At 58.4% G+C, this 6,909-nt stretch carries 6 protein-coding genes; 2 read left to right on the forward strand and 4 right to left on the reverse strand.

The genetic code is table 11. The annotated features are described in order from the left end of the window. The 3 genes from ACIREA_RS23075 to ACIREA_RS23085 form a co-directional block, all read right to left on the reverse strand. On the reverse strand, nt 1-348 hold a 348-nt coding region (locus tag ACIREA_RS23075; protein ID WP_397384700.1), incomplete at its 3' end, for a glutathione peroxidase. A 63-nt stretch (nt 349-411) separates the two neighbouring features. After that, a complete protein-coding gene (gene glgB, locus ACIREA_RS23080; RefSeq protein WP_397384701.1) occupies nt 412-2,583 on the reverse strand; it encodes a 1,4-alpha-glucan branching protein GlgB in 2,172 nt (723 codons plus the stop codon). Between the two features lie 9 nt (nt 2,584-2,592). Then, the gene (locus tag ACIREA_RS23085; protein ID WP_397384702.1) at nt 2,593-3,573 is read right to left on the reverse strand and encodes a glycosyltransferase family 4 protein; all 981 of its coding nucleotides are present in this window, start codon (nt 3,571-3,573) and stop codon (nt 2,593-2,595) included. Between the two features lie 572 nt (nt 3,574-4,145). Between ACIREA_RS23085 and ACIREA_RS23090 the strand changes: the two genes are divergently transcribed. Together ACIREA_RS23090 and ACIREA_RS23095 are read left to right on the forward strand one after the other, a co-directional pair. After that, nucleotides 4,146-4,637, forward strand: a complete 492-nt coding sequence (locus ACIREA_RS23090; protein WP_397384703.1) for a hypothetical protein — start codon at nt 4,146-4,148, stop codon at nt 4,635-4,637. Between the two features lie 36 nt (nt 4,638-4,673). After that, nucleotides 4,674-5,159 (forward strand): hypothetical protein, encoded by a 486-nt coding sequence (locus ACIREA_RS23095; protein ID WP_397384704.1) that lies wholly within the window; start codon nt 4,674-4,676, stop codon nt 5,157-5,159. A gap of 30 nt (nt 5,160-5,189) precedes the next feature. Here ACIREA_RS23095 and leuS read toward each other — a convergent pair. Further along, nucleotides 5,190-6,909, reverse strand: a 1,720-nt coding sequence (gene leuS, locus ACIREA_RS23100) for a leucine--tRNA ligase (protein WP_397384705.1), incomplete at its 5' end; no start/stop codon positions are given.

The following is a 6,909-nucleotide window of genomic DNA, read 5'->3' on the forward strand; positions in this document are numbered from 1 at the left end:
TTTGTCGAACATCGGGAAGGTCACCTTGTACTTCAGGGAGCAGAACTCCTTGATCTCGGCATTGGTGCCGGGCTCCTGACCACCGAAGTCATTGCAGGGAAAGCCGAGCACGGCCAGGCCGTCCTTCTTGAACTCCTGATTGAGCTGTTCGAGCTGCGCATACTGCGGGGTCTTGCCGCACTTCGAGGCGACGTTCACGATCAGCAGCACCTTGCCCTGATAGGCCTTCAAGGAGGTGTCTTTGCCGTCGATGTCTTTGAGGGGGACATCGTAAACAGACTTGGGAGCGTCAGCCGCGCTGAGAGCAACGGCGAGGAGGAGAGAGGAAGCGAGGGTAAGCAATTTCATGGGACGACACCAACGCGCCAAACATCGCTCCTCTTTGCAACAATCGCAGCTCCGCAGTGAACATCACCTCCCCAGCACCAGCGTCGCGAGGGGCGGCAGATCAACAACGATGCTCCAAGGCTGACCCTGCCAAGGAGTCGGCTGGGCCTGGAAACCTGCACCGGCGCTGACGCCGGAGCCGGCGTAGTTCGGGGCGTCGCTGTTGAGGAGTTCGCGGTAGCTGCCGGCATCGGAAACGCCAACACGGTAGCCTGGGCGGGTCACTGGGGTGGCATTGACGAGGACGGTTACTTTATCGCCATCGTTCGAGGAGCGTGTGAAGGCGAAGATGCTGTTGTCGGCATCGTTGGCGTCCAGCCAGTGGAAGCCGCCGGGCTCGTGGTCCTTGGCGTAAAGTGCAGGACGGGTGGTGTAGAGGTGGTTGAGGTCTTTGACGAGCTTTTGCAGGCCACTGTGCTCCTCTCCCAGGAAGAGATGCCAGTCGAGGCTGCTGTCATGCCGCCACTCATTCCACTGGCCGAATTCACCGCCCATGAAGAGGAGCTTTTTGCCGGGGAAGGTCCACATCCAGGAGAAGAACATGCGGAGGTTGGCGAACTTCTGCCAGCGATCGCCGGGCATCTTGTTGATGAGGGAGCCTTTGCCGTGGACGACTTCATCGTGGCTTAGCACGAGAATGAAGTTCTCATCAAAGGCATAGATCATGGCGAAGGTGGCCTCGCCGTGGTGGTACTTCCGGTGCACGGGATCCTCGGCCATGTAGTGCAGGCTGTCGTTCATCCAGCCCATGTTCCATTTGAAGCCGAAACCGAGACCGCCGGTGCTCACGGGCTTGGAGACGCCGGGCCACGCGGTGCTTTCTTCGGCGATGATGGTGGCGCCGGGGTGCTTGGCGTAGCAGACGGAGTTCAGCTCGCGCATGAAGGCGATGGCCTCCAGGTTCTCGCGGCCGCCGAGATGGTTCGGAATCCACTCACCTGCGTTGCGTGAATAGTCGAGGTAAAGCATTGATGCCACGGCGTCTACGCGCAAGCCGTCGATATGGAACTGCTCCAGCCAGTAGAGGGCGTTGGAGATGAGGAAGTTCTTCACCTCATGGCGGCCGTAATTGAAGATGAGGGTGCCCCAGTCCTGGTGCTCGCCGAGGCGTGGGTCGGCATGTTCATACAACGCGGTGCCGTCGAACTTGGCGAGGCCGTGGGAGTCCTTCGGAAAGTGTCCAGGCACCCAGTCGAGGATGACGCCGATGCCGGCCTGATGGCAGCGGTCAATGAATTCGCGAAACTCGTCGGGATTTCCAAAGCGGCTGGTTGGCGCGAAGTAGCCGGTGACCTGATAGCCCCACGAGCCGTCAAAGGGATGCTCGGCGATACCCATGATCTCGATGTGCGTGAAGCCAAGGTTTTTGACATACGGGATGAGGTCATCCGCCAGCTCCTTGTAGGACAGCCAGCGGTTGCCCTCGCTTTCTTTGCGCTTCCAAGATCCGAGGTGAACCTCGTAGGCGCTCATGGGAGAGTGATAAAGGTCGCACTTCGCGCGTTTCTGCATCCACTCATTGTCGGACCAGCTGTAGCGCTCCATGTTGAAGACGAGGCTGGAGGTCAGCGTGCCATGCTGGGCAAAGACCGCGTAGGGATCGCTCTTCAGGCACATGTGGCCGTGAGCGTCCACCACCTCAAACTTGTAATGTGTCAGCTCGCTGATGCCGGGGATGAAAATCTCCCAGATACCGGCTTCGATGCGGTTGCGCATCACGTTCATGCGGCCATCCCAGCGGTTCCAGTCTCCCACCACGGAGACACGCTGGGCATTCGGGGCCCATACGGCAAACTGGCAGCCAGCGATGCCGTGCACCGTCTTCAGTCGTGCGCCCAGCACTTCCCACAGGCGCTGATGGGTGCCTTCACGGAAAAAGTACATGTCCTGGTCTCCGAGCTGCAGGCCAAAGGAGTAGGGATCGCTGAGACGGGTGGCCGCACCTTCAAACGGGGTCACTTCGAGCTCGTAGAGGCCTTGGGGAGTAATGGCTTCAAAGTAGCCGTCCTTGTGCAGCTTCTCAGCCACCACGCGTTCATTGCCAACAATGACTGCCACTTCCTTGGCGTAGGGCTGCACGGTGCGGACCACCTGCTTCCCTGCCCCGGCCTCATGCGCCCCGAGGAATGCGAACACATTTTGATGTCGTGCAGCCAGCACGGCTTCGATCTCGGCTTTGTGGGAATATTGACTCATCAAAGGCACTCATGGAGCCTTTCGACCAGAAAGCAACGGCTCTAGCATCTCCTGTACAATTCGTGACCAGGCGAGCCGCGCCATCATCTGCCGCTGCGACTGCCGCATCTGGACGGCGGTGTCTTTTTTGATCTTGCGTGCGAGGACCTTGGTGGAGGCTGTGAGCTTGAAAAAAGTGGCTCCCACCGCCACCTCACGGTGCGCTGGAATGCAGGAGCAGTACACCGGCACACCATGCAGCGCGCCTTCGATCAGAGGTAGTCCGTAGCCTTCCTGCGTGCTGGGTAAAAACAACAGATCCGCCATGTGGTAGAGGCTGCGTACATCGTTGTCGGTCAATGCTGATTTTTCACCGAGAAAGCGCACGCGTTTGGTCACGCCGAGTTCTTTGGCCAGCTGCTTCAATTCACGGAAGTACTTCGCTCCATCAGACTGATGCGGATCAGGGGCTGCCGTGACGAGGTACAAGGCCTCGGGCAGCTCCGCGAGCAGCCGCAGGCCGAGCTCAATGTTCTTCCGCCGCACGAAGCGCGTGGGCTGCAGGAGCACCAGCCCTGCGTGCTCGAGTTTCAGGTCGCGCACACGTTCGGTGAGTCCCAGGACGGCAGCGGAGTCACAGCCATTAGGAATGACGTGAATCGCCTCCTGCGTCACATGCGCATAGTCCTGCCGGCGGAACTCGGAAACCGCCACATGCACGGCCTCCGGCACCTGGTCCCACCAGCGCACGTCATGCACCCAGTTGATCCAGCGGATGTCGGGACGGGAGCGTGTGAGTGCGATGAGCTTCTTCGTCCAGGCGAGATCGAAGGGCATGGTGAAGACGTTGTGGACGATGACAGCGTCCCAGGGCGCCATGTGCCATTCCTCCCGGGTTAGGACTTCCACCTCATGTCCCAGCAGGCGCAGCGCGGCGGCCTGCTCGCCAATGACGCGTTCCACGCCACCAATGACGGGTGGTTTTGAGTAATGTAGAATGGCTATCAACATGAAAGAGGGGGCAATAGTGACACTTTATGGTAATTATAGCTACCTAAGGAACGAGCTTTATTTGAGTGTGGATTGATTTATTTTATTTAGGCCAGATTCGAAGTCCGCCTGCCCTGCTCTTCCAATGCCAAACCTAGAACAGGAATGAGTGCAAGCAACTCACGGCCAATGGGTTAACCTGTAAAGATGTCTTTGCACCTGATGCGGTTACATGGGGAAAGTGCAGGCAGTTCATTCACTCTGAGTAAGACAGCACTCGGCAGCAAAGGCTCATCTTTTTTACCACCCATCTTAACTTTTAAGGTAGGTTCTCTTTGTGGAGGCTGTATTGACGCATAAGAAGTGGAGTTCATTCGCTTCCTCAAGGCCAAGCTAGGCGGCTCGCATCATCCTCTGCAATGGGCTCAGGCTCGAACCACGATCTTGCCCTCTTGCCCAGCACAGCGAGGAGTTTTTGGCGAACTTTTCCGCATGCCGCCATAGGAAGCAGCGAAGAATGACGACGCACCTAGAAAAAAGTGTACGCATGATGCTTGACACACCTCAGCATTTTAACCTATGACGTTAATCTCATGAAAACGACTACCCCCTTTGTTTGGATTGTTTTTTCTCTCGGTCTGTTCGCCATGCTCCCAGCGCAGGCCAAAGACGAAACGGTGCGTCTGTCCTACCCTTCCAAAGTCGAAGCCTCGAAGGGCAAGGAGCGCGAGAAGCTCTTCTCCCCCTGGATGACGAGTGAGTCCCTCCGCACTTTTATCGAGGAGAAGCGGGCCAAGGGCGAGCAGATCGTCTTCTTTGAGTACAACAACGCCACCGGGCAATCGCGCGGCATTTTTGTGAGCAAGCTCAAGCTGAGCGGCCCGTTCTCCCGCTGGTCCTTCACCAACGAAGCCGCCATGGAGGAAAAACTCAACAACGAGATCAAGGCCGGCCTCCAGCCTGCCTTCATCTCACGCAACGTCAGCGGCGCCTTTAGCATGCTGTTTGTCTCACCCGGAGACTTGGTAGCTGTGCGCGCGGAGCTCACGAAACTTGGCATTGGTGAGCCGAGGCTGAAGAAGTAAGCGTGCCGGACTGAATGGCTCACACACTTTAAAGTCATGAAAGCGACTGCACACTCTGTCTGGATTGCCTTTTCTCTCGCTCTAGTCGCCTTGATTCCGGCACAGGCCAAAGACGAATTGCGGGTGTCCTATCCGTCCAAAGTCGAGTCGTCGAAAGGCAAGGAGCGCGAGAAGCTCTTTTCCAAATGGATGTCAGGTCAGGCCGCCGTGGCTTATAACGAGGAGATGTGGAAGAAGGGCCAGCAGCTGGTTTACTTTGAGTATGACAGCGCACAGAACCAGTGGCGCACCATCCATTCCAGCAAGATCAAGTTTAAGGGCGGCTACTCCTGGCGGGCTTTCATTGACGAAAAGGAGATGGAGACCCAGCTCAACACTGAAAACAAACTGGGCCGCCAGCCAGCTTTCATCGTTCGTGAAAACGGCGCTTACGCCATGCTCTTCGTCTCGCCTGAGGATTTGGACGCCGTACGCACAGAGCTCAAGGCGCTGGGCGTCGGCGAGCCAAAGCTGAAGAAGTGAGCAGGCCCGGCTGCCGCTGAACAGCGTGGCTCACACCACGATGTTCACCAGCTTGCCCGGCACCACGATGATCTTCTTCGGCGTCTTGCCCTCCATGAATTCCTGCACGCGGGCGCTGGCGAGGGCGACCTTTTCGATCTCCTCCTTGGTGGCCTGAATCGGCAGGCGGGCTTTGTCGCGCAGCTTGCCATTGACCTGGAAGACGATCTCCACCTCGTCCTCGATGAGGGCGGCGGGATCGTACTTCGGCCAGGTGGCATCGCTGAGCAGACCGTCCACGGCCAGCGCGGGGAACTTGCTGGCGATACGTGCATTCAGATCATCCGCGATGTGCGGGGCGAAGGGGCTGAGCACCTTGAGGAAGGTGACGACAGCGGAGGCGGGCATCACTTCCTCGGCCGTGAAGGTCTTGGTGCAGATCATCATCTGGCTGATGGCGGTGTTGAAGCTGAGCTTTTCAATGTCCTCACCGCATTTCTTGATGGTCTCATGAAGGGCTTTGGTGACCTGCTTGTTGGCAGGCACATCTTGCAGTGCGGGAGACACGCTCCACACGCCTTCTTCACTGACTTCCATGACGAGACGCCACACGCGGGCGAGGAAGCGGTACACGCCCTCAACGCCCTTCATGCTCCAGGGTTTCACCTGCTCCAGCGGGCCCATGAACATCTCATACAGGCGCAGCGAATCCGCGCCGTATTCTTTCACGACGTCATCGGGGTTCACCACGTTGCCGCGTGACTTCGACATCTTCTGGCCGTCTTCGCCGAGGATGAGGCCTTGGTTCACCAGACGCTGGAAAGGCTCTGGTGTGCTGACGTAGCCGAGATCAAACAGCACCTTGTGCCAGAAGCGCGCATACAGCAGATGGAGCACAGCGTGCTCGGTGCCGCCGACGTAGAGATCCACGCCGCCGGGTTTGCCGCCGCCCATCCAGTACTTCTCCGCAGCTTCGCCGACAAAGCGTTCGCTGTTCTGCGCATCGCAGTAGCGCAGGTAGTACCAGCAGGAGCCCGCCCACTGCGGCATGGTGTTGAGTTCGCGCGTGGCCGTGGCGGAGTAGCGCACCCAGTCGGTGGCTTTGGAAAGAGGAGGCTCGGGCGTGCCCGTGGGCTTGAAGTCTTCCAACGTCGGCGGCAGCAGCGGCAGTTCACTTTCAGGAATGCTGCGGTGACTGCCGTCTTCCCACACGATTGGGAAGGGCTCGCCCCAGTAACGCTGGCGGCTGAAGAGCCAGTCGCGCAGCTTGAAGTTCACCGTGCCTTTGCCAAGGCCTTTTTCTTCGAGCCAGGCGGCGATCTTGTGTTTGGCCTCAGGGGTGGAAAGACCATCGAGGAAACCCGAGTTCACAGCGGTGCCATGATCGGTGAAGCCCTGCCAGTCTTTGCCTTCGGGAGGCTGAACCACCTGCTTGACCGGCAGTTCAAACATCTGCGCGAACTCAAAGTCACGCGCATCATGCGCAGGCACGGCCATGATGGCGCCGGTGCCGTAGCCCATGAGTACGTAGTCGGCGATCCAGATGGGGATCTGCTCATTGTTGACGGGATTGATGGCATACGCGCCGGTGAACACGCCGGACTTATCCTTGGCGAGTTCGGTGCGTTCCATGTCGCTCTTGCGACCTGCTTTCTCACGATACTCTTCGACGGCGGTGATCTGCTCTTCGCTGACGAGTTCATCCACCAGACGATGCTCAGGCGCGAGCACCATGTAGGTGGCACCAAACAGCGTGTCAGGGCGTGTGGTG

This window comes from Prosthecobacter sp. (assembly GCF_044373815.1).
GTDB lineage: Bacteria > Verrucomicrobiota > Verrucomicrobiia > Verrucomicrobiales > Verrucomicrobiaceae > Prosthecobacter.

Bases quoted from the DNA above. Each gene is read 5' to 3' on its own strand.
- glgB (WP_397384701.1), bottom strand. From the start codon at position 2,583: ATGAGTCAATATTCCCACAAAGCCGAGATCGAAGCCGTGCTGGCTGCA.
- ACIREA_RS23085 (WP_397384702.1), bottom strand. From the start codon at position 3,573: ATGTTGATAGCCATTCTACATTACTCAAAACCACCCGTCATTGGTGGC.
- ACIREA_RS23090 (WP_397384703.1), top strand. From the start codon at position 4,146: ATGAAAACGACTACCCCCTTTGTTTGGATTGTTTTTTCTCTCGGTCTG.
- ACIREA_RS23095 (WP_397384704.1), top strand. From the start codon at position 4,674: ATGAAAGCGACTGCACACTCTGTCTGGATTGCCTTTTCTCTCGCTCTA.